Below are 20,150 nucleotides of genomic sequence, written 5' to 3' on the forward strand. Positions count from 1 at the left end.
CTCATATCACGCTCTTCTGCTCTGTCCGTGGGTGAGTTGAGGGCCTATCCGCGGGTGCACCCCGCCTGATTCCTAGGTTTCGCGCTGTCGAAGGCTCGAAACTGAAAGGACGGCAGACGGGGTGCTGAACACCAAGGTATGGGAGAAGGCGTGCGGGTTGACGCGCACGGTCGTGGAAGGGGTCTGCGTTGACGACAGCGATGGTTCGATCGTGGTGTCGGTGAGACCTGATGCGAAGGCTCGTGGCCGCTGCGGTCACTGCCATCGACGTTCGCCTCGCTACGACCGTGGTGATGGTCGTCGGCGGTGGCGGGCGTTGGACGCCGGCACGACGAAGGTGTTCATCGAAGCCGACGCACCACGGGTCCGGTGCCGAACTCATGGCCCGACGGTGGCGGCGGTGCCGTGGGCTCGTCACGGTGTCGGCCACACCCGCGACTTCGACGACCTGGCGGCCTGGTTGGCGGTGCGCACCTCGAAGTCCGCGACGTGTGAGTTGTTGCGGGTGGCGTGGCGCACCATCGGGGCGATTGTCACGCGGGTCAATGCTGATGTCGAGGCGCGTGTTGATCGTCTCGACGGGCTGCGACGGATCGGGATCGATGAGATCTCCTACAAGCGCGGGCACCGCTACCTGATCGTCGTGGTCGATCACGACACTGGGCATCTGGTGTGGGTCGGCCCGGGCCGCACCGACGCCGACTTGGAGGTGTTCTTCGACGAACTCGGCGACGAACGCGCTGCGGAGTTGACCCACATCTCTGCGGACATGGCGGGCTGGATCGCCCGCGTCGTTGCCAAGAGAGCCCCGAACGCCGTGCGCTGCGCCGATGCGTTTCACGTCGTCGCGTGGGCGATCGAAGCACTCGACGTCGAGCGTCGCCGAGCCTGGAACCAGGCATCGGGACGAAACGCGATCACGACCGTCATGTCCCAGCGAGGACGAGCCCGAGGCACCTCGCTCGGCATCGCACGCGCCCGCTACGCGCTCTGGAAGAACCCTGGTGATCTCACCGACAACCAACGCGCCCAGCTCGACTGGATCGCCAAGATCGACCCTCGCCTCCATCGCGCCTACCTCCTCAAGGAAGGACTGCGATTCGTGTTCGCCGTCAAGGGCGACGCCGGCAAGCACGCCCTCGACAGATGGCTGTCGTGGGCGCGCCGATCACGCATGCCGGCCTTCATCGAACTCGCCCGCAAGATCGTGAAGCACCGAGGGGCGATCGATCACGCACTCGACTCCGGGCTCTCCAACGCCCTCATCGAGTCGACCAACACCAAGATCCGACTCCTCACCCGCATCGCGTTCGGCTTCCACGGACCCGAACCCCTCATCGCCCTCGCCCTCCTCGCACTCGGGAGCCACCCACCCGCCCTCCCAGGCCGAACCTGACCCACAGATCCAGCAGGAGAGCGTCATATCAGCGTGGACATTCAGACTCTCGAACAGCGCGTAGCGGCACTTCTGCGCTCGGCCAAGCGCTCCAAAATGCTCGATGACGCAAGCCGCCGGTGCCGTCGAATGCCGGAGCATGGACGCATAACGAGCCTCCGACCACTGCACGCCACGAGCAAGAGCAGGGGCGTCCGCTTGCAACTTCGCTCGAGCTGCGTCGAGCGCACCCCACGAACACCGACACGACACCCGATCACGCCGGCTCACAGATGAGATCTCGTCGCAGATCGTGTGACCAGATCCGCCGGCAAACACGGCTGATACCGCGGGTCGGCCGGCGTGCGTCTCAGCCTGCGTGAGGCTGGCGTGTCAGCCGGGGTTCGTCGCAGTTCCGGCATTGTTCTCGTCATCCCCGGGTGAGGCCTGGCCTGGTTGAGTGAACGGCCGCCTCGCCAGATCGTGTGTGATCGGCGGTCGGGTCAGGCAGGTCGTGTGTCCGAGTGGTGGGAGGGCATGCACCTTTGCAGGTTCCCTTCGGGAACCTGCCGTGGGCGCTTCGCGGCCTGTCCCCGCCCCACAACCTGCGGTGCTTCGACTCCCGTTCACACCGCGTCGAGCAACTGGGCTGTCGTAGCCGGAAGGCGGTCTGAGACGGTCGACGCCGAGCCGAATGGACCGAGGTGCTCAATGCCGACCTCGTCGCCGAGTTCCATCCCACAGCAGTCTGGCTCTACGACTCGGTCGCGTGCAGCGACGAGAGCGACCGCCACATCGACGAGCCCGTCGTGCTCGACTCCTTGGCTCCCCCAGGCGCGTCGATTTCACGGTCCGATCGTTCAACACGGCAACCGCCAGTAGCGCTCCGTTCGACGTGTCGTTCACCCGTCCAATGCGCTCCGCCGACGGAAGCAGAAACGCCGACACCATCGAACGGACAACCGCTCTCGACGGCCGAGGCCGCCACCAATGCTACCGACCCGGTTCCCCAGGTCTCCCGATGAGGGAAACCTGCAAAGGTATATGCCCTCCCACCACCAGGACAGACGAGCTGCCTCACCCGATCTCTGGCCGCGCACGATCTGGCGAGGCGGCGATGTCCCACCAACCCAAAGCGAGCCGCCTGTACAGGACGGGGGAGACCTCACGAGCACTCCCCTGGACGAACGGAGTCGCACCACAACCGCCACGCACAAAAAGCCGCAACCGCCCCGCACCCGGACGAAACAGATCTACGTGACGAAGTGGAGGGTCAGCGAAGTGCTGGCCGAACCCGATCTGACCACGAGGCAAGAGGCGCGGTCGTCAGGCTGTGCGCGTGGAGAGTAACGAGAGTCCCGGCGCCGAACGAAACGCCTTGTCGTCGGAGACCAAGTCGAGGCCTCCGGCGATTGCGGTGACGGCGATCCAGCGATCGGCTTCGTGAAGCTTCTGCCCCAGCGGATGCCCTCGACGTTCGCACGCTGACCGGAACTCGGCGCACGTCGACATCAACTTGTCGTCGGGCTGAACGACGACAAAGGTGCGCAGGTTGCGCTCCAGGCTCCGCTGGCGAAGCTCGCCCCAATTCCCGTTGATCGCTCTGCAGCGGAGTTCGGTCACCGTTGCGAACGAGATCACGACTCGCCGACCAGCAATCAACTTCTCGAACGGGTTGGGTTCGCCCGGCCGACGGCGAGAGTTGATCAGCGCCGAGGCAGCCATCGTGTCGTCGACGACAGCACGACCAGCCGCTGAACTGTTCACCTCTGCTCGAGCGCAGTGATGAAGGCGTCCCACTCTTCGTCGGTGACATCCTCGATCCCCGTGGTCGGATCCGGCGCCCATGGCTTGGCGAGGCGCAGCGCCTCATCGAGCGGCACGACGATCAGGTCCTCGCCCGCCCCGTCGTGTTTCGCCGTATCAGACATGTTCACATCGTAGTCGGCCGGTGATAACAGGTCGATCGGGTCAATCACACATGACGGGCTCCCACGATCGCCGCTGGTCAGAAGGCTGAGATCAGCGCCGAGCCAGACCGGCGGTCGGGCACGAATTGATCGAAGCCGCGGCGTTCACACGACATCGTGTCGACTGTCGTGCGAGGCATCGTCCGGCGCTGTGATCGTCAGGTTCGTGTCCCATACGATCAGACCGGGCGCCTTTACGCTGGTATGGCAGCGAAGTCGTTCTCGATCGTTCCCGCAGACGAAGATGGCACGTCGACCTCGGTGCGGCCGCTGCTCGTGACCGTCGAGCAGGCAGGAGCGATCCTCTCCTTGAGCCGCTCGTCGATGTACCAACTCATGTGGAGCGAGGAGCTCGTTCCGATTCGCATCGGTCGAAGTGTCCGGTTCTCGATCGAGCAGTTGGAGCGCTTCGTCACCGAGCGCCAACCCGGCGACAAGGAGTGAGCCGCAGCTGCGCCTGCACGGCCGATGTGCGAGATGCAGTCTGCCCATCACCACCGCGGATCCGTTGAGATCGTGTTGCCCACCGCGTTGCCCACCGCGAAGAAACACAGACAGGCCAAATTTGTAAAGTGCCTGGTAGATCGGTGGGCGCAGAGGGACTCGAACCCCCGACATCTTCCTTGTAAGGGAAGCGCTCTAGCCAACTGAGCTATGCGCCCGAACAGGCGGGGAGCCTATCGGGCACGGGTGCTCCCGCTTCAGGGGCCGGCGGTCACGAGGAAGCCAGCACGAGCGATCACGACGTTGTCGGCATCGAGCGCTCGGGCCTCGATGATGTCGGTCGGCGAACCTTCCAGTCGAACCGGGATGCCGACGTTGCCGTTGCCGTCGGTGGTGACGACCTCGATCAGATCGGGCTCGTTCTGCGCTGCCCCGTCGGATCCCCGATTGACGAACAGCAGGTCGTAGGTCGTTTCCGCGTCCGCGCCGGTCAGCGTGACCCGGACTTCGGAGCCGCTCGGCGCCTGGAACGGCGTCATCGTCAACGTGGGCCCCTCCACACCAGGGGCAGCCGCCTCGTCTCCGGTCGGGACGAACAGCAGTCCGCCGAACAGTGCGATCACGGCGAGGGCGGCGCCGATCTTGATGACGAGCTTGCGGTCCATGTCGATCTGCGACCTGACGATAGCGAGCGCGTCGACGTCAGCGGTCGACCTTCGCTGCTACGAGCAGCTCGTCCAACAACCTCGCCGATCGAGCAGCGACGGGTCGACGGCGCTCCGTCGGATCGAGCGTCACCAGGTCACGGCCGAGGGCGTCGGCGACCACACCGCCCGCTTCGACCACGATGAGCATCGCCGCCAGGTAGTCCCACACACCGATCATTTCGTCGTCGAAGTCGACGTAGCCGTCGAACCCGCCCGGCGCAGCGACGCTGGCGACATCGAGCGCCGTCGATCCCATCGCCCGGAACTGTCGCGGCACGAACGAGGCCGGCGGACGCGCATTGACCGCGACGATCGCGTCCGCGAGCACGACGCCACGCTGCCCGTCGCCCGCGTCCACGCTGATCGGACCACCGTCGGACGTGGCCCCCTCCCCCGCCACGGCCTCGTATCGTGCGCCAGTCCGCAGGTTTACGACGTGTGCGACGGTCGGTACCCCGTCGACGACCAGGCACAGCGACGTTGCACACCAGGGCAGGCCCAGCGCCGCGTTCGTCGAGCCGTCAAGCGGATCGACGACCACGATCGCATTCGGTGGAGCAGCCAACGACGAACCGTCGGCTCCGGTGATCCCGCTCTCCTCCGACAGCACCGCCCAGCCCGCGTCGTGCAGGATCTCCAGGCACACCTCGTCGACACCGAGATCGACCGCGTACTGACCGACCCGCTCACCCGATTCCGACCAATCGAGGTTCGCTGCCACCAGGTCGGCGGTGCGCTCGCTGATCGACCGGAACAGGTCGAGGACGTCGCCCGCCCGCAGATCGTTGGTCTCGTTCACTCAGCGGACGGTAGTGTCCGGGGTTGATGGCTGTCATCGATGTAGCTGGTTTCGTGGCCGACGTGAAGAGTCAGGCCATCGACCACGGGTTCCACGTCCACGACGAACGCCACTTCGTGGAGACCTACTCGCTGCGGCAGCTCTGGGAAGTCGACCTGCATCCGGAGGAGGCGTGCGCCGGCCCGATCGACCTGCATCTGTCGCTCGACGTCGACCCGCGGGCGATGCTCGCGTTCGAAGACGAGGTGATCCGGCTCGAAGAGCTCGACGATCCGCCTCCGACCGGCTTCACGTTCGCACTCATTTTCACCTGGACGCTGCCGCCACTTCCCGAACCGCCAGACCTCCTGGTGCTCGCCACCGACCTGGCTGGGATCGGTGGCATCGATCTCCCGGTCGAGGTGTCGGCGATCGACTCGTTCCCCTCGGTCACCGATGCTCCCGAACGGAGTCTGTCGATCGTCGCCAAGATGACCGTCGACCTCGCCGATGTCTATCTCACCAACGACGACGCCATCGGCGCGGCGCTCGAACGTTGCAAGTACGTGAGCCTGTATCTCCTCGATCGGGCACCCGCCTGGCTCGACGATCTCTGACCACCTCCGAAGAACCGAGGACCCACCGTGCGAGTGCATGAATTGATCGACATCTTGAACGACCAGCCACCGGACGCCGAGGTCGAACTGGCCGTCATCGCGCCGGTCGAGGATTCCACCGACGACATCACCGTCGACCGCTACTTCGTCGACGGCGTGCTCCCGTGGCAGGACGCCGAAGACGACGACGGCAACGAGATCGCCGATGGTGAGGTCACGATCTGGCTCGTCGGCGGCGAAGAGGGCGACGTCAACGCGTTCCTCGACGCCATCGAACAACCCGACGCCTGACCGTCGCGCTCGACGGCGTCCGCCGCCTTGGCCCAAGGGAGCGTGCGCGTCGCCGAGGCGTGCGTGGGGCGTCCGGGGCTCGAACCCGGGACCGACGGATTATGAGTCCGCTGCTCTGACCAACTGAGCTAACACCCCGCATCGCCGACCGGGACCGATCGGCGTGTTCTCAGTCAAGCGCGTCGGCGCCGAAAAAGACAGAAGCCCACCGCGTGGACGGTGGGCGTCTGAGCTCCGGGAGCAGGGCTCGAACCTGCGACCCATTGATTAACAGTCAATTGCTCTGCCAGCTGAGCTATCCCGGATTGCGAGTGCCGATGATATCGCGGCGCTCCGCCGCATCACACGTCTCGATGCCGCGATGTCTGTGATGTCGGTGAGAATCGTCGGAATCCGGGCCCAGCCAGATCACTCGGCTTCGAGGAACTCCCGCAGACGCTGGCTGCGCTGCGGGTGACGCAACTTGGCGAGCGTCTTCGCCTCGATCTGGCGGATCCGCTCACGCGTCACGCCGAACGCCTTGCCCACTTCCTCGAGCGTCTTGGCCTGCCCACCGTCGAGCCCGAAACGCAGGCGCACGATGTCCTGCTCGCGCTCCGACAGCTCGCCGAGCACTTCACTGACGGCATCGGACAGCATCGCCTTGGTCGCCGCGTCGGCCGGACTGTCGGCCGAATCGTCCTGGATGAAGTCACCGAGGTTCGATTCGTCCTCCTCGCCCACCGGCGAGTCGAGCGACAACGGATCCTGCGAGATCCGCAACAGCTCACGGACACGGTCGGGTTCGAGCTGCACCCGCTGGGCGAGCTCGTCGATCGTCGGCTCCCGCTCGAGCTCCTGATGCATCGTCCGCTTCGCACGGGTCACACGGTTCATGTGCTCGACCATGTGCACGGGGATGCGGATCGTGCGCGCCTGATCGGCGATGGATCGGGTGATCGCCTGGCGAATCCACCAGGTCGCGTACGTCGAGAACTTGAAGCCCTTGGTGTAGTCGAACTTGTCGACCGCACGCATCAACCCGAGGTTGCCCTCCTGCACCAGGTCGAGCAGCTGCATGCCGCGCCCCGAGTACCGCTTGGCGATCGAGACCACGAGGCGCAAGTTCGCCTGCGTCAACTCGCTCTTCGCGCGCTCACCCCGGTTCACGGCGCGCATCAGCATCCGGGCCTCGACACCCTCGGCTGGCGACCCGGCCTCGCTCGCCGCGTCGATCTTCTCGGCGGCGACCTTGCCTTCTTCGATCAGCTGGGCCAGGCGGCGCTCGTCGTCGATCGTCAGCAGGTCGACCTGTCCGATCTCACGCAGGTACATCCGCACGGCGTCGGCCGTGCCGCCCTCACCGCGCGGCGCCTGCTTCTTGGTGCGATGCTTGCGACGGCGGCTGAGCAACTGCTCGTCGGCGTCGTCGGCGTCGGGCTCGGCGGAGATCACCGATCGCGTCACGCCACCGGGGGTGTCGTCGGGGTCGTGATCGACCGCGTCGTCGATCTCGATGCCCAACACCGACATGGCGTCGTGCACCTCGGTCAACACGACGGCGGACAACTCGACGTGGCGCAACACGTGACTCACCTGATCGGCGTGCACCTCACCGGATTGGCGGCCCTTGGCGAGCAGTTGCGCCCACTCGTCGGGATCGACGCCGTCGAATGGCGCGACGAGATCACGAGCCTCGGCCGCATCGTCGGATGCGTCAGGTGTCACCAGCGGTCCGCTCTTCTGTGCGTCGATGCAGCCAACCTAGCAATGACTCGGCCGCCGCCAGCGACCGCTCGGCATCAGAACTCGTCAAGGCCTCGACATCGAGGCGAGCCACACGGTTCTGCTCCAGGTCGACCGGGTCGGTGAGGCTCGTTCGCTGCCGCAACTCACGCCGAACCGCCGCCTCGATCAGCTGGCGGGCCTCGACCATCGGATCGAGCTGCAGGTCGGCCATCCCGGCGCGTTCGAGCACCTCACGAGCGTCGGGCGGAGCGATCTCGAGGGCCCGATTGAAGTCGCCGGCCTCCGCCAAGGCCAGGAACGCCATCCGATTCGCGTCGTCGTAGAAGAGAGCCTCGACCAACCATTCGGCGATCGAGTCCCAGTCGTCGATCAGCAACACCAGCGCAGCGAACTCGGCGTTCTCCATCGGCCCGTTCCGCCGCGGTGCACGCACCTCGACGACCGGGCGACGGGTGCCGCGCTCGGCCAGCCGAACCAGATCGGTCACCGGCAGGCCGACCTTCGCCGCCACCTCCCCGGCGTACAGCTTGCGGACGTTGGCGTTCGGATGCTCGTTGACGACCGTCATCGCCTCCTCGGCGAGACGGGCACGATGCTCCGGGGAATCCATGCGCCGACTCTGCAGCGTTCGCTGCAACCGGAATCCGAGGAACGGAATCGGCGATTCGACCGCCTTCGCCAACGCCTCTGGATTGGATCGTGCCAGGTCACCGGGGTCCTTCCCCGCCGGGAGGCGCGCCACCGACACTTCGACCTGGTGCTTTTCCTCCCACTCGTAGAAGCGTTCCGCTGCGCCCTGGCCGGCCGCGTCGGCGTCGAACGACAGCACGACACGGCGGGCGTAGCGCTTCAGGATGCGGACGTGTTCTTCCGTGAGCGCGGTGCCACACGTGGCGACCGCTCGGGGCACGCCGGCCTGATGGAATCCGATCACGTCGGTGTAGCCCTCGCACACCACCACCTGATCGACCTTGGCGATGTCGGCCTTCGCCCAGTTCAAGCCGTACAACGTCTTCGATTTCGCGTAGATCGCGGTTTCCGACGAGTTCTTGTACTTGGCCGGATCGTCCGAGCCGGGCAGCACGCGTCCTCCGAACGCCAACGCCTCGCCAGAGTCGGAGAAGATCGGGAACATCACCCGCGCCCGAAACGAATCCTGCATCCGGTTGCGACGGTTCCGAAACGCCAGCCCGACGTCTTGCATCACGTCGGCGGGTTGGCCCAACTCGCGCGACAGCAGATCCCAGTCGTCAGGAGCCCAGCCGAGCTTGAAATGCCGGGCGACGTCACCCGCGAGACCACGTGTCCGCAGGTAATCGCGCGCCGCGCGTGCGTCCGGGCTCGTCAACAAGCGCTGGTGATACCACTCGACTGCGTCGCCCATTGCTTCGGTGAGGCGCTTGCGCCGAGCCCGCTCCGAGGACTGCCCGGTGGTGGTGTACGTGAGATCGACACCCGCTTTGGCGGCCAGATGCTCCACCGCTCCAGGAAAATCGAGATGCTCGATCTCCTGGATGAACGTGAAGACATCGCCGCCTGCCTGGCAACCGAAACACTTGTAGCGACCCCGCTCTTCGCTCACGTTGAACGACCCGGACTTCTCGGCGTGGAACGGGCACAACCCCACCCAGTTGCGCCCCACACGCTTGAGCGCGACGTAGCGCTGCACCGTGTCGATGATCGACACCGTCGAACGCAACCGCTCGATGTCGTCGTCCGCGATCCCCATCGCCGTCACACTACGGCAGCGAACGCCGATCGGCCCTGGCACGCCGCATCGCCAAATACCGGCCTGCGGCCGACTCCGATTCCTACACTCTCGCCATGCGCATCCGCAGGGCCTTCATCGCCATCCCCGTCGTGTTCGCCGTCGTCACCGCAGCGTGCGGCGGCGGTGGCGGCAGTTCGACGCAACCGCAAACCGAGGAGGGAGCGGTCGCGGCCGCTGAGCGGGCGTTGCGCGGGACCTACACCGCGGACATCGACGACGTGATGGCGTTCATGAGCGCCGAGTGCCGAGAGAAGGTCGACCGTGACGAGATCCGCGACGCGCTCATTCTGGTGCAGGCGTTCATGAGCAGCGACGAACTCAACCTGTCCGACCTCGAGGTCCGCGGCACCGCCACCTCGTTCGACGGGGACCAGGCCACGATCAGCGTCGAGTTGATTCCACCGGAGGGTGTGGACCTCGACGGCTTCGGGCTCTCCGACGAAGAAATCGACGTCATCTACGAGAACGGGAAGTGGGTCAGCGAAGACTGCGATTTCGAAGACACGTCGGGCCGTTCACTGGAGGACCTGGAGGCCGAACTGGAGACACTCGGTCTCGCTGGCACGAAGGACGATCCCGTTCCTGCGAACCTGGCGACACCGGTCGGTGAGGGTTTCGTCGTCGCGATCACCGGCTACGAAGCCGACGCCGCCGCGACCATCACCGAACGCGGAGGCTCCGAGCCGTTCCTCGACGAGGGTGAGATCATCGCCATGGTGTCGCTCGACGTCGGTTACGGCGGCACCGAAGAACCGACGAACCTCAGCCAACTCCAACTCCAACTCGTCGGCAGCGACGGCGTCGCGATCGACCAGGCCGGCTGCGGCAACATGACCGAGACGCTGTACTTCTCGAATCGCGAAGCCTTCTCCGGAGCATCGCTTTCGGTGGTGAGTTGCTTCAGCGCCACACCCGACCGCTTCCCCGACGAACCCGAACTCAGCGTCGAGGTCGGCTTCGGCAATCGCCCCGTGTTCTTCGCACCGACCACCGAGGCTGCCACGCCGACGACCGTGACCGGATCGACCGGCCCCGCCGCCGACGGCGACGCCACCGACGACCGCACGGCACCCGCCGCTCTCGGTACCGCCGTCGACGTCGGCGAAGGCTGGACCGTCACCGTGAACAGCGCTGATCTCGACGCCGACGCCGCCGTCGCCGCAGCCAGCGACTTCAACAACCCGCCTCCGCCTGGCACCAGCTACGTCTTGATCGACGTGACCTTGGCCTACGACGGCTCGGAGACGTCGAGCTCGGGCTTCTCGGTCGACACCGGCGCCGTCGGAGACTCCAACGTCTCGGCGACCGACTGCTTCGTGTCGGGGCTCGACAACGAAATCGATCGCTTCGCGGACGTGTTCCCCGGTGGCGCCCTCACCGGCACGCTCTGCTTTGTCGTCGACGAGGCCGACACCGACTCGCTGCTCTTCTACGCCAACGGCAACGCCTTCGAGGGCGACCCCGACTTCTTCGCGGTCCGCTGAACGCGACACGAGTCCGGGCCGGCGACCAGCCGGCTCCGGACTCGTGGAGGCTCACCCTGACGCAGACGCCCGATCGGGCGCCCGTCGTCAGGCGTTACGAAGGATGGCCTGCGCCGCCGACAGCCGAGCGATCGGCACTCGGAACGGGCTGCACGACACGTAGTCGAGACCGACCCGGTAGAAGAGGTCGATCGACTCCGGGTCACCGCCGTGCTCACCGCACACGCCCAGCTTCAGATCCGGCTTGGTCGCCCTGCCACGCTGCGCACCGATCTCGACGAGGTCGCCCACGCCGCTCTGATCGATCGTGTCGAACGGGTTCCGCTTCAGCAGGCCCTGCTCGAGGTACGCCGGCATCATGCGGCTCTCGACGTCGTCACGGCTGAAGCCGAACGTCAACTGCGTCAGGTCGTTGGTGCCGAACGAGAAGAAGTCCGACACCTCAGCCAACTCGTCGGCGCGAATCGCCGCACGCGGCGTCTCGATCATCGTGCCGATGGTGATCGTCGGCTTCTTCTTCATGCCGGCGAGCGCTGCGTCGATCTCGGTCTGCACCCAGCTGCGTGCCAACGCGAGTTCCTCGCGGGTGACGGTCAGCGGGATCATCACTTCGACGACCGGCTTCTTGCCGGCTTCGCGCAGCTTCGCAGCGGCATCGAGCAACGCCCGCACCTGCATCGCGTACAGACCCGGCTTGATGACGCCGAGTCGAACACCGCGAGTGCCGATCATCGGGTTGTGCTCAGCCCAACGCTCGGCCGCTTCGAGCATCTGTCCGTCCTTCTTCGACAGCTTGCCCTTCGCAGCCTGCTTGACGCGCAGCTCCTCGACCGACGGGAGGAACTCGTGGAGCGGCGGGTCGAGCAGGCGGATCGTGACCGGCAGGCCGTCCATCGCCTCGAGGATCTCCTCGAAGTCGGCCTGCTGGGCGACCCGCAGCTTCTCGAGCGCGACCTCTTCCTGCTTGGGAGTCGACGCGAGGATCATCTCGCGCACGATCGGCAGGCGGTCCGGAGCGAGGAACATGTGCTCCGTGCGACACAGGCCGATGCCCTCGGCGCCGAGCGCACGGGCGTTGGCAGCATCTTCGCCGGTATCGGCGTTCGCACGGACGGACATCTTGCCCTTCCGAACCGCGTCAGCCCACTTGAGGATGATGTCGAACTCGGCCGGCGGCTTCGCATCCTCGAGGTCCATCGCGCCGAGCACCACATCGCCCGTCGTGCCATCGAGGGAGATCTCGTCACCTTCGCTCACCACGACGTCGCCGACGGAGAACTGCTTGCCGCTGATCTTGATCGCCTCGGCGCCGACGACAGCAGGGGTGCCCCAACCGCGAGCGACGACCGCTGCGTGGCTCACGAGCCCACCGCGAGCGGTGAGGATGCCCTGCGCGACCATCATGCCGTGAACGTCTTCGGGACTCGTTTCGTTGCGAACCAGGATGACCTTCTCGCCCCGCTCCTCAGCGTCACACGCGTCGTCGGCGGTGAAGTACACCTTGCCGACAGCGGCCCCCGGCGATGCGCCTAGGCCCTTGGCCAGCGCCTTGCCGGCCTTCGCGAACTGCGGGTGCAGAACCGAGTCGAGGTGCTCTTCGCTCACACGCATCAACGCTTCCTCGCGCGTGATCTTCCAGCGTTGATCGCCGCGACCGGTGCCCTTGGTCATGTCGACGGCCATCCGCAGCGCTGCAGCACCGGTGCGCTTGCCGACACGAGTTTGCAGCATCCAGAGCTTGCCCTGCTCGATGGTGAACTCGGTGTCGCACATGTCCTCGTAGTGGCGCTCCAGCCGCAGGAAGATGCCGAGCAGCTCCTTGTAGATCTCCGGGAACGCACGCTCCATGTCTTCGAGCGTCTGCGTGTTGCGGATGCCGGCCACCACGTCTTCGCCCTGCGCGTTGATCAGGAAGTCGCCGTAGGGCTGATTGACCCCGGTCGACGCATTGCGCGTGAAGCCGACGCCGGTCGCAGAGCTGTCATCGCGGTTGCCGAAGACCATGGCCTGGACGTTGACGGCGGTGCCGAGTTCGTGACTGATCTTCTCGCGCACGCGGTACGCGATCGCCCGCGCGCCGTTCCACGACTTGAACACGGCCTCGACCGCGCCGCGCAGCTGAAGACTCGGCCGCTGCGGGAACTCTTCGCCGGTCGCCTTCTTGACCGCCTTCAGGTAGGTCGTACACAGCGACTTCAGCACCGAGGTGTCGAGGTCGGCATCGTTCGTCGTACCGGCCTTTTCTTTGGCGGCTTCGAGCGGGGCTTCGAACACATGCCCGTCGACGCCGAGCACGATCCGGCCGTACATGGCGATGAAGCGGCGGTACGAGTCGTACGCGAACCGCTCGTTGTTCGTGATCGTCGCCAGACCCTTGACGCTCTCGTTGTTGAGGCCGAGGTTGAGGACCGTGTCCATCATGCCCGGCATCGAGAACTTGGCGCCCGAGCGCACCGAAACGAGCAGCGGATCGTGCGGATCGCCGAGCTTGCGGCCCATGTCCTTTTCCAGCTTGAAGACCTGCGCGGCGATCTCGTCGTCGAGCTCGGCCGGCCAGCCGCCGTGCATGTACGCACGGCATGCGTCGGTCGAGATCGTGAAGCCCGGCGGAACCGGCAGCTTGAGGACCGACGTCATCTCGGCGAGGTTCGCACCTTTGCCCCCGAGCAGATCCTTGTACTCCATCGGAGGGCGGCGATGCTTATGGTCGAAGCTGTAGACAAGTGACATACGGCGTCGAAGTCTACGACTGTCGTGACGGATCGTGGGTCGATGCCTCACGGCACGGCGCGGACCCGCCGGCGACCGTACGATGGTCCATCGATGTTCCGATTGTTCGGGTTCGACGTACGAGTGCAATCGGGCTTCGTGGTGTTCATGGTGCTGATCGTCGCGCTGTACGGCAGCGAGTTCGGTTGGTGGCTCGCCGGTGCGATCGCCGTGCTCACCTTGCTCCACGAACTGGGCCACGCCTTCGCCGCGAGAAGCGCGGGCGCCGACGCCGAGATCTCACTCGGGTTCCTCGCCGGGTACGCCTCCTACCGACCGACCCGTCCGATCAGCCGGGCTCGCCAGGCGTGGATCTCGTTCGCCGGACCGTTCGTCCACATCTCGGTGAGCGTTGCCGTGTTGCTGGCGATGGGGGTCAATCCGCTCAGCCGCGACTCCTTCGACGACTCGCCTGCGTCGTTTGCCATCTGGTGGGCCGGGCCGGCGATCGGATTGATGAACCTCATCCCGGTCCTGCCGCTCGACGGCGGCCACATCGTCAACACGGCGCTCGACCGAGTGCTGCCCGGTCGCGCCGACAAGCCGATGATCTATTTCTCGATCGCCGCTACCGCTGGCGGCGCGATCTGGATGTTCCTCAACGGCTACCAGGGCTTCGGGATCTTCATCGCCTTCTTGATCATCGCCCAACTGCAACTCCTCAATGCCACCAAGCCCAGGCCGTCGCCCGCGTCGCCATGGGAACTCGCGGGGCGCGCGCTCGATGCCGACAAGCCCGCCAAGGCGCGCCGGCTGTTGACCGCCGCGTTGAGCCACCCGCAGCCGATACCGCCGACGTCGAACCTGTCGATGACGCCAGCTCGAGCGAATGAGCTCATCGATCTGCTCCCCGACCCGTATCCGCACGGCGACGCCGGGAACGAGTACGTGCTCGCCAATCTGTTGATGATGACCGGTCGATTCGACGCCGCAGCGCACTACGCCGCCGGGTCGTTCGACCGGCACCCGAACACGCTCAGCGCAACGATCGTCGCTCGTGCCGCGGCCGCGCTCGGCGATCACTCCACCGCGATCGGATGGCTTCGGTCGGGGGCGGACGCCGGCACCTCCGACAGCGGTCTCGCCATGACGATCGATCGGGCACCGGAGCTCACCGGAGTCCGACACCATCCCGACGTCATTGCGATCCGGCGCTCTCTGGCGACCCCTGGCTGAGGGGCGCCCGGCTCGTTCGGCTCAGTCGAGTTGGAACGGTGCGGTGCCGACATCGGCGCCGCGCTTGACGTAACCGAGCGCCCAACAGCCATCAGGAGCGACGCTGGTGACGACACCGACGTCGGTGCCATCGATGCCGACGACCGAGTCGCCCGGCCGCACGCCGTCGGCGACTGCCACGCCGACCTCGAGGACCCGCAGCGACCGCGGGGCATCTGCTCCACGACTGTCCATTCGCTCCACCAACTCCTGGCCCGGATAACACCCCTTCTTCAGGTTGACAGCCACCGGGACGAGCCCGGTCGTTGCCGGGATCGTCGAGCCGGGTTCGATCTCCGCGCCCATGCGGGGCCAACCTGCTTCGACACGCCGCTGCTCGAATTCCGCCGCCGGTGATGGCGATTCGGCGGTCTCGAGGGTCACGTCGGCAGCCACACGGATCTTGAAGCGGTTGACCCGTGCCATCAGCGCCTCGCCGAAGCCGGCGTCGGTGTCGAGGACGAACACCACATCGGCGCTGCGTCGAACACGTGCCAGCGAGTCGACCTTGCCGGTCGGATCGAGGACGAGACTCCATCGTGCCGCACCCACGGCGAGGTCACGGAGTTCCTGCGCCAGCTGCGACTGCAGGTACGTCTGCGCATCGGCACCAGATACGGTGACTCTGTCTCTGGCGGAGTCGTCGATGAAGTCGGCGGTGGAAGCAACGGCGTCGTCGGGGTTCACATGTCCAGTCTGGCGTGGCACACTGCGATCACCATGGCTGCCCGCGACGACATCCCCGACGACGACGACGGTTTCGGGCTCGACGACCTCGACCGACTTGCCCGGCGGGCCATCGACAGCGTCCTCCACCTCGTTCGGCGAGCCAACGCGCTCGCCGGTGGCGTGCTGATGTTCGCCGTCCTCGCGTGCGTCAGCGGCTTCCTACTCGGCCTGGCAGCCTTGAGTGACGGCATGAGGACGGTCTGGGTCGCGCTCGGCGGGTTCTTCGCCGTCGTCGGCGTCGGGTCGGTGGTGATCGCGATGTGGCGACTTCGATCCGTGCGCCGATCAGCCGACTCGTTGGTCGCAGAGGTGCGAGCGCTCATCGGCGGTGATCGCACCACGGAGCGAACGGTGATCGACACGGTGCTCGTCACCGAGGAGCGAAGCGACGACGGCATCGCCGACTTGTCGAGAGAATTCTTCGGATTCCGGAGCGCCATCGGCGACCGCGCTCAGCAGTTCCGGGCGCTCACCTCGGCGCTGTCCGCCGTCACCACGTTCCCCGGCCTCATGGCGATCGCCGCGCTGGTCAGCTTCGTGTTCCTCGGCCTCGGGGTCATCTTCGCCATCTCCCTCGCCCTCTGACCGTCAACCGAGAGCACGTCAACCTGGTGTCAGACACCACGTCAACCTGGTGTGTCAACCTGGTGTCAGACACCACGTTGACGTCACTCTGCGTGATCGTCAGGCGGGGGTGCCCGTGGCGCGGCGGGCGGTGGTCATGCGGCGGGCCGCCGGGATCGCTGCGAGGAGCGCGGCGGCCTTGTTGCGGCACTCGAGATCTTCCTCATCGGGTTCGGAATCGGCGACGATGCCAGCTCCTGCCTGCAGGCTGGCGGTCGCGCCATCACCGGTGACGAACATGGTGCGGATGGCGATCGCCGTGTCGAGATTGCCCGACCAGTCGATGTAGCCGACCACACCGGCGTACGGACCGCGCTTGACCGGCTCGAGTTCGTCGATGATCTCCATCGCACGCACCTTCGGAGCGCCACTCACCGTTCCCGCCGGCAACGTGGCACGCAGGACGTCGATCGGACCGAGCCCGTCGTTGAGATCGCCCGACACCTGCGACGTGAGGTGCATCACGTGGCTGTACCGCTCGAGGGTCATCAGTTCGTCGACGTTGATCGATCCGAACTTCGCGACCCGGCCGACGTCGTTGCGGGCGAGATCGACCAGCATCACGTGTTCTGCACGCTCCTTGGGATGCTCCGACAACTCAGCGGCCATTCGTCGATCGTGCTCGTCGGTCTTGCCGCGTCGGCGCGTTCCCGCGATCGGCCGCGAGATGACCTTGCGGTCGAGCAACTGCACCATGGGCTCGGGCGATGACCCGACGATCGTCAACTCCGGATGCCTCACGAAGTACATGTACGGCGACGGGTTGACCTGACGAAGCACGCGGTACACGTCGAACGGATCGGCTTCGAGTTCGAGGTCGTAACGTTGCGCCAGCACGACTTGGAAGATGTCGCCGGCGACGACGTAATCCTTGGCCACGTTCACCGCCCGCTGGTACGCGCCGTCGTCCATCGACGAGCGCAACTCCGGGAGTACGTCGTCGGACGACGGAGGCTCGACCGGCGTGTACGGCAGCGGCTTGGCGAGATCGGCCACCGCCTGCTCGACCCGAACAATCGCGGCGTCATATGCGGCATCGATCTCGCTCGTCGACAGCCCGAGCGTCGACACACTCTCGATCAGGTACACACGCTGTCGCCAATGGTCGAACGCCGCCAGTGACCCGATCACCGACATCACGCCATCGGGGTACTGCCGATCATCGGAGGGCGTGTCGGGCAGATGTTCGACTTCGCGGATCACGTCGTAGCCGAGAAAGCCGACGATGCCGCCGTGCAGCGGCGGCAGATCGTCGAAGGCCGGGCTGCTGTGTGCATCCAGCAGCGCCTCGATCGCCGAGAGGATCCCCCGGTCGGTCGGGATGCCAGCCGGCAGCGGCCCGTCGAGCTCGACCGTTCCGTTGCGCAGCACCATCGTCGCCGAGGGATTGCGTCCGACGAAGGAGAACCGCGCCCAACGCTCGGCGCCCTCGACCGATTCGAGCAAGAACCCCGGTTGATCACCGACGAGCTTGGTGAACGCCGCCACCGGCGTCTCGAGATCGGCGAGCAACTCGGTCCAGACGGGCACCACCGTGTGCGCGGTCGCGTGCGCGTGGAACGCCTCGCGCGACGGCTGGAACTTCACGATCCGAACTGTCGGAAGAAGCAGGAGCGAGCGCCGGTGTGGCACGCGCCCGCACCTTCCTGCTCGACCTTGAACAGGAGCGCGTCGGCATCGCAGTCGTAGAACGCTGCCTTGACGAACTGGCGATCACCGCTCGTATCGCCCTTGCGCCACAACTCTTGGCGGCTGCGCGACCAGTAGACCATCCGCCCTTCGGCGAAGGTCATCTTGAGCGACTCCTCGTTCATCCAGGCGAGCATCAGCACCTCGCCGTTCTCGACGTCTTGTGCGATCGCGGTCACCAGCCCGTCGTCGTTGTACTTGATGCTCGCCAACTCGTCGGCGGTTGCGTCGATCGTGATCCCCTCGGGCATGGCCGACAGCCTAGAGATCAGTCACCTGATGTCGCGAGACGATTCCGAGGCGGCGTCGACCGCCGGCACCCGTGTCCAGAGCGCCGCACCTCGACGCTCTAGCACACCCTGCCGAATATTCCAAGATCCGGGTCACCGCTTCCTGTCACGCTGGGTTCACGTCACTACCCGTCACAAAGGAGCAATGCCATGAAAGCAAGCAAGAAGTCCACGTGGGCAGCGATCGGTGCTGCCGTCGCCGTCACCCTCGGAGCCGGAGGGGTGTCGTTCACCCAAGCCGCGCTCACGTCCGGCGACAAGCCGGTGTTCGTCGCACTCGCCGAACCCTGCCGCCTCGTCGACACCCGACCCACCACCAACATCGGACCCAAGAACACACCGATCTCGGCCGGCGAGACCAACGCCTACGAGATCCAGGTCACCGGCGCCAACGGCAACTGCACCGGCAGCCTCGCCATCCCTGCCGAGGCCACCGCCGTAGCCACCAACGTCGCCGCCATCGCACCGTCGGCGCCATCGGGCCGGTCGTTCTTCACCATCTACCCGGCCGACGTGGCCCTGCCCACCACCGCCAACCTGAACTTCGTCGACGGGCAACCGCCGACGCCCAACAAGGTCGACGTCGGCCTCTCCGCCGACGGCAAGATCAAGATCTTCAACAACGACGGCAGCGCACACGCCGCCGTCGACGTGTTCGGCTACTACATCGACCACAACCACGACGACCGCTACTACACCGAAACCGAAATCGACGCGGCGCTCGACGCCAAGGCGAACTCCGCGGACATCCTCCCGGCCCCCGGGGTGGTGAGCAACACCGAGGACGAGTCGACGACGCTCAGCGGGACCGTGGCACGTGTCGTGTCGACGTCGATCCGTGTCCCAGCCGACGGGTTCCTCGTCGTCAACGTCAGCGGCACCTTCTCCACGGATGGCGCAGGTGGCCAACTCGCGTTCTGCCGGATCACCAAGGGTGGCACCGCCGGCGCGATCCCGATCATCGGCTCGGATATCGAGCCGTACACGACCCTCAGCGACTTCGGCGCCAGTGGCGCCCAGATCTCGGGATTCTCCGCTCATCGCGTCCTGCCGGTGAGCGTTGCCGACAACCCGCTGTTCATCACTACCGGGCAAGCGATCGGCTTCGACTGCCAGCGAGCCGGAAGCGACACGATCAGTGTGACGAACGCTCACATTTCTGCGACGTACGTCCCGCGCAGCTACGCGCCCGTCGGGTTCGTCTTCCCAACCCTGTGAGCTGAACGGTCGCCCCGAACAACCGAGCAGGTTCCCGGCGGGACCGTGTCGAAGCGTCGCCGACTTCGGCGATGCCGCGGTCTCGCCGGGCCGCCTCGCGGCGGCCCAGCCTCAGCTAGAGGTACAGCCCGGTACTGGATTCGATGCGTTGAGCGGCCACGGCGTGGAGTTCGCGCTCGCGCAACATGATGTAGTCCTCACCCTGCACTTCGACCTCGTAGCGGTCGTCGGGGCTGAACAGCACCTTGTCGCCGACCTCGCAGGCCCGCACGTTCTGCCCGTGTGCGACGACCGTCGCCCAGACGAGTCGCTTGGCCATCTGTGCAGTCGCCGGGATCAAGATGCCACCGGACGACTTTCGCTCGCCGTCCTCGTCGGAGCGAACGAGCACGCGGTCGTTGAGCATCTTGATCGGGAGCTTGTCGTCAGCGACCGGCATGGCTCGGCAGGG

19 protein-coding genes and 3 tRNA genes are annotated in these 20,150 nt (G+C 66.0%); 8 read left to right on the forward strand and 14 right to left on the reverse strand.

What is annotated here, in order from left to right; genetic code table 11:
- The first annotated feature begins 121 nt into the window (after nucleotides 1-121).
- Complete coding sequence (locus ACE37B_RS17835; protein ID WP_409922550.1) at nucleotides 122-1,396, forward strand: ISL3 family transposase; 1,275 nt, start codon at nucleotides 122-124, stop codon at nucleotides 1,394-1,396.
- Nucleotides 1,397-2,701: 1,305 nt separating this feature from the next.
- Here the strand turns inward: ACE37B_RS17835 and ACE37B_RS17840 are convergent.
- Together ACE37B_RS17840 and ACE37B_RS17845 are read right to left on the reverse strand one after the other, a co-directional pair.
- On the reverse strand, nucleotides 2,702-3,142 hold the full coding sequence (locus ACE37B_RS17840; protein ID WP_409924694.1) for a PIN domain-containing protein: 441 nt from the start codon (nucleotides 3,140-3,142) through the stop codon (nucleotides 2,702-2,704).
- Nucleotides 3,139-3,354, reverse strand: a complete 216-nt coding sequence (locus ACE37B_RS17845) for a hypothetical protein (RefSeq protein WP_409924695.1) — start codon at nucleotides 3,352-3,354, stop codon at nucleotides 3,139-3,141. Before ACE37B_RS17845 ends, ACE37B_RS17840 begins: the two co-directional genes overlap by 4 nt.
- Nucleotides 3,355-3,549: 195 nt before the next feature.
- Here ACE37B_RS17845 and ACE37B_RS17850 point away from each other — a divergent pair, with 195 nt between their 5' ends.
- The gene (locus ACE37B_RS17850; RefSeq protein WP_409924696.1) at nucleotides 3,550-3,789 is read left to right on the forward strand and encodes a helix-turn-helix domain-containing protein; all 240 of its coding nucleotides are present in this window, start codon (nucleotides 3,550-3,552) and stop codon (nucleotides 3,787-3,789) included.
- Nucleotides 3,790-3,933: 144 nt separating this feature from the next.
- On the opposite strand, the gene ACE37B_RS17855 is transcribed toward ACE37B_RS17850, so the two are convergent.
- The 3 genes from ACE37B_RS17855 to ACE37B_RS17865 all read right to left on the reverse strand — a co-directional run bounded on the left by ACE37B_RS17855 (nucleotide 3,934) and on the right by ACE37B_RS17865 (nucleotide 5,295).
- Nucleotides 3,934-4,007, reverse strand: a tRNA-Val gene (locus tag ACE37B_RS17855).
- A gap of 39 nt (nucleotides 4,008-4,046) precedes the next feature.
- Nucleotides 4,047-4,454, reverse strand: coding sequence for a hypothetical protein (locus ACE37B_RS17860; protein WP_409924697.1), 408 nt, complete (start codon nucleotides 4,452-4,454; stop codon nucleotides 4,047-4,049).
- A gap of 37 nt (nucleotides 4,455-4,491) precedes the next feature.
- Nucleotides 4,492-5,295, reverse strand: coding sequence for an inositol monophosphatase family protein (locus ACE37B_RS17865; protein ID WP_409924698.1), 804 nt, complete (start codon nucleotides 5,293-5,295; stop codon nucleotides 4,492-4,494).
- A 26-nt stretch (nucleotides 5,296-5,321) separates the two neighbouring features.
- Between ACE37B_RS17865 and ACE37B_RS17870 the strand changes: the two genes are divergently transcribed.
- Both ACE37B_RS17870 and ACE37B_RS17875 read left to right on the forward strand, forming a co-directional pair.
- Nucleotides 5,322-5,891, forward strand: coding sequence for a hypothetical protein (locus ACE37B_RS17870; protein ID WP_409924699.1), 570 nt, complete (start codon nucleotides 5,322-5,324; stop codon nucleotides 5,889-5,891).
- A 27-nt stretch (nucleotides 5,892-5,918) separates the two neighbouring features.
- Complete coding sequence (locus ACE37B_RS17875) at nucleotides 5,919-6,182, forward strand: hypothetical protein (RefSeq protein ID WP_409924700.1); 264 nt, start codon at nucleotides 5,919-5,921, stop codon at nucleotides 6,180-6,182.
- Between the two features lie 64 nt (nucleotides 6,183-6,246).
- Here the strand turns inward: ACE37B_RS17875 and ACE37B_RS17880 are convergent.
- From ACE37B_RS17880 to dnaG, 4 genes are all read right to left on the reverse strand, one after another.
- Nucleotides 6,247-6,320, reverse strand: a tRNA-Ile gene (locus ACE37B_RS17880).
- Nucleotides 6,321-6,414: 94 nt separating this feature from the next.
- Nucleotides 6,415-6,487: transfer RNA gene (locus ACE37B_RS17885), tRNA-Asn, on the reverse strand.
- Between the two features lie 103 nt (nucleotides 6,488-6,590).
- Entirely contained in the window at nucleotides 6,591-7,892 is a 1,302-nt protein-coding gene (gene rpoD, locus ACE37B_RS17890) for an RNA polymerase sigma factor RpoD (protein WP_409924972.1), read from the reverse strand.
- Nucleotides 7,879-9,639 carry a DNA primase gene (dnaG, locus tag ACE37B_RS17895; RefSeq protein ID WP_409924701.1) on the reverse strand — a complete coding sequence of 587 codons (1,761 nt, stop codon included), beginning with the start codon at nucleotides 9,637-9,639 and terminating at the stop codon, nucleotides 7,879-7,881. Before dnaG ends, rpoD begins: the two co-directional genes overlap by 14 nt.
- 95 nt (nucleotides 9,640-9,734) lie before the next feature.
- Between dnaG and ACE37B_RS17900 the strand changes: the two genes are divergently transcribed.
- Nucleotides 9,735-11,165: a hypothetical protein gene (locus ACE37B_RS17900; protein WP_409924702.1), complete on the forward strand. Its 1,431-nt coding sequence runs from the start codon at nucleotides 9,735-9,737 to the stop codon at nucleotides 11,163-11,165.
- 87 nt (nucleotides 11,166-11,252) lie between these two features.
- On the opposite strand, the gene ppdK is transcribed toward ACE37B_RS17900, so the two are convergent.
- Nucleotides 11,253-13,895 carry a pyruvate, phosphate dikinase gene (ppdK, locus tag ACE37B_RS17905; RefSeq protein WP_409924703.1) on the reverse strand — a complete coding sequence of 881 codons (2,643 nt, stop codon included), beginning with the start codon at nucleotides 13,893-13,895 and terminating at the stop codon, nucleotides 11,253-11,255.
- Between the two features lie 93 nt (nucleotides 13,896-13,988).
- Between ppdK and ACE37B_RS17910 the strand changes: the two genes are divergently transcribed.
- Entirely contained in the window at nucleotides 13,989-15,110 is a 1,122-nt protein-coding gene (locus ACE37B_RS17910; RefSeq protein WP_409924704.1) for a metalloprotease, read from the forward strand.
- 21 nt (nucleotides 15,111-15,131) lie between these two features.
- On the opposite strand, the gene ACE37B_RS17915 is transcribed toward ACE37B_RS17910, so the two are convergent.
- The gene (locus ACE37B_RS17915) at nucleotides 15,132-15,836 is read right to left on the reverse strand and encodes a YgfZ/GcvT domain-containing protein (RefSeq protein WP_409924705.1); all 705 of its coding nucleotides are present in this window, start codon (nucleotides 15,834-15,836) and stop codon (nucleotides 15,132-15,134) included.
- A gap of 33 nt (nucleotides 15,837-15,869) precedes the next feature.
- On the opposite strand from ACE37B_RS17915, the gene ACE37B_RS17920 reads away from it, so the two are divergent.
- Nucleotides 15,870-16,463, forward strand: a complete 594-nt coding sequence (locus tag ACE37B_RS17920) for a hypothetical protein (RefSeq protein ID WP_409924706.1) — start codon at nucleotides 15,870-15,872, stop codon at nucleotides 16,461-16,463.
- Between the two features lie 99 nt (nucleotides 16,464-16,562).
- On the opposite strand, the gene trpE is transcribed toward ACE37B_RS17920, so the two are convergent.
- Together trpE and hisI are read right to left on the reverse strand one after the other, a co-directional pair.
- Nucleotides 16,563-18,089, reverse strand: a complete 1,527-nt coding sequence (gene trpE / locus ACE37B_RS17925; RefSeq protein WP_409924707.1) for an anthranilate synthase component I — start codon at nucleotides 18,087-18,089, stop codon at nucleotides 16,563-16,565.
- Nucleotides 18,086-18,442, reverse strand: coding sequence for a phosphoribosyl-AMP cyclohydrolase (gene hisI / locus ACE37B_RS17930; protein ID WP_409924708.1), 357 nt, complete (start codon nucleotides 18,440-18,442; stop codon nucleotides 18,086-18,088). Before hisI ends, trpE begins: the two co-directional genes overlap by 4 nt.
- Nucleotides 18,443-18,631: 189 nt before the next feature.
- Between hisI and ACE37B_RS17935 the strand changes: the two genes are divergently transcribed.
- Nucleotides 18,632-19,699 carry a hypothetical protein gene (locus tag ACE37B_RS17935; protein WP_409924709.1) on the forward strand — a complete coding sequence of 356 codons (1,068 nt, stop codon included), beginning with the start codon at nucleotides 18,632-18,634 and terminating at the stop codon, nucleotides 19,697-19,699.
- Between the two features lie 115 nt (nucleotides 19,700-19,814).
- Here ACE37B_RS17935 and ACE37B_RS17940 read toward each other — a convergent pair whose 3' ends face one another.
- The gene (locus tag ACE37B_RS17940; RefSeq protein ID WP_409924710.1) at nucleotides 19,815-20,138 is read right to left on the reverse strand and encodes a GroES family chaperonin; all 324 of its coding nucleotides are present in this window, start codon (nucleotides 20,136-20,138) and stop codon (nucleotides 19,815-19,817) included.
- Nucleotides 20,139-20,150 lie beyond the last annotated feature (12 nt).

This window comes from Ilumatobacter sp. (assembly GCF_046290335.1).
Taxonomy (GTDB): Bacteria; Actinomycetota; Acidimicrobiia; order Acidimicrobiales; family Ilumatobacteraceae; genus Ilumatobacter_A.